Genomic DNA, 1,895 nt, shown 5'->3' on the forward strand with positions numbered 1-1,895 from the left:
CGCCGACCCCGCCGCCGCGCTGGAGCGGCTGCGCACCCTGCCTCCCGGCCCGCTCGCGCTGGACGAGCTGATGACCGCGCTCACGTACGCGGCGTACGCGGACACGGAGTTGCCGGGCCCGCTGGCCGACACGCTCTCGCGTCCGGCCGGCCGTCGTGCCCGGTACGCGCCGGGCAGCGCCTACCGCGCCGTGCACGACAGCCGTGGCTTCCGCCGGGTGGGCGGTGCGGACGGTCCCGCGGCGCGGCTGCTCCGTACCTACGCCGCGCTCGGCGCGTCGCCCGCCCACCTGCTCGCGTTCCGGAGCGCGCTCGTCGCCTGGGCGGTCCCGGCCGATCTCCAGTCGCTGCACGAGATCCTGCGCGCCTCCCACCCGCTCGGGATCGGGAACGCGGAGGAGCGCGGCGCGGTGCTGCGGGACGGCGCGGGGCTGCACAACTGGGTCACGGAGTCGGCGCGGAGCGCCGGCTTCCAGAGGTTCGATCCGTACGGTCAGCTGATCCCGCCGCACCGACGGCTGTACGGCGAGCGGATGGCGTACGGGGCGGAGGTCACCGCCGGTGAGCTGGATCTCCCGGGCGACCTCGTGAGGCTGACCGGGGCCGCGCTGGCCGGGACGCTCCCGGCCGGCACCCGCAGGGAGCGGGCGCTCCACGCGTGGCTCCGTACGTACGGCGACACGGGCAGGCGCGCGCTGGCGCGCCTGGCACCGGCCCACCTGACGGCCGTCCATCTCTACGGCGGGCCCGACTACCGGCTGATGAAGGCGTTCCTCAACGGTGAGCGGCTGGGCGCGGGGATGGGCCGCCGCCTGGTACGGCTCAACGTCTGGTCCTTGACCCGGAAGGCGGTGGAGCTCGACGCGCCGGCGTTCCTGCCGACGACGCTCCGCGCGCATCCCGGCCTCGAAGAGCTCTTCGACGACCTGCGGGCCGAGCCGGACCCGGACACGCCGGGCCCGGAGGCGGACGCGCTGCGGGGCCGCTCGGACGTGATCGCGGACTGGCTGTACGCGCGGATGGCGCTGCACGTCGACATGGCGATCGAGGCGCTGGAGATCCTGCCGCCGGTGAACGCGGACGTCTGGTGGGGCGACCGGGGGATACCCGGTTCGCCGGCCGGGCCGCTCACGGACGGGCCGGTCTACGGCCGCGACACCATCACGATGCCGTCCTTCCGCAGCACGTCCCTGGTGCGCGAACGGGCCCACGAGTTCATGACGTGGAGCAAGCAACCGCCCAGCGGCTCCCACCCCGGTCTGGTGCACGTCCCGCGCTCGACGGCCCGCGAGATCACCCCCTTCGTGGCCTCCGTGTCGGAGGCGGAGGTCACGTACCCGCCCGGCGCGTTCTTCCGCGTCACGGGCCGGGGCGTCGTCCCGGGCGGCGAGGGGACGGTGTCGTACGAGTCGATCACCGCCGAGGAGGCCACCTGGACGGGGAGCGGGCGGCGCCCCGCGCCGGTGCTGCGGGAGATACGCGCGGCGGACGGCCGGCTCGTCGGTGCGGCGTCGTTCGACGACGCGGACTGGGCGGTACGGCGGGACGCGTACGCACGGCTGGACGGCGCGACGGGGTTCGTGTCGTGGGAGCGTGACGCGCGGGAACGTCCGGTGGCGACGCTCAGGCCGTTGCCCGGTGGGGGGACCGCCGGGGGGACGTTCTTCTTCGCCTCGCACGGCGGGGCCGAGGGGCTGGCGCTCGCGGAGGACGGCGGCGGTGTCCTGCGGGACGACGGGTCGTACGCGGGACGGCTGTTGGCGGGGGTACGGAATCGCGGCTTCCGCAGTGTGACCGTGCTGGCGTGCGGTCCCGGTGACGCGCCCGGCAGCGTGGCGGAGGCCAGGGCGCGGGCCGAGCGGCTGGCGGACCTCGTGGGCCTGCCGGTCCACCTGG

Annotated in this window: 1 protein-coding gene; it reads left to right on the top strand. The window is 75.8% G+C overall.

Annotation, left to right across the window (positions count from 1 at the left end):
- Positions 1–1,895 (top strand): hypothetical protein (locus GT042_RS25825; protein ID WP_161311130.1); only part of this gene is annotated, 1,895 nt, incomplete at both ends.

The sequence above is a fragment of the Streptomyces sp. SID3212 genome (genome assembly GCF_009865405.1).
In the GTDB taxonomy this organism is placed as follows: Bacteria; Actinomycetota; Actinomycetes; order Streptomycetales; family Streptomycetaceae; genus Streptomyces.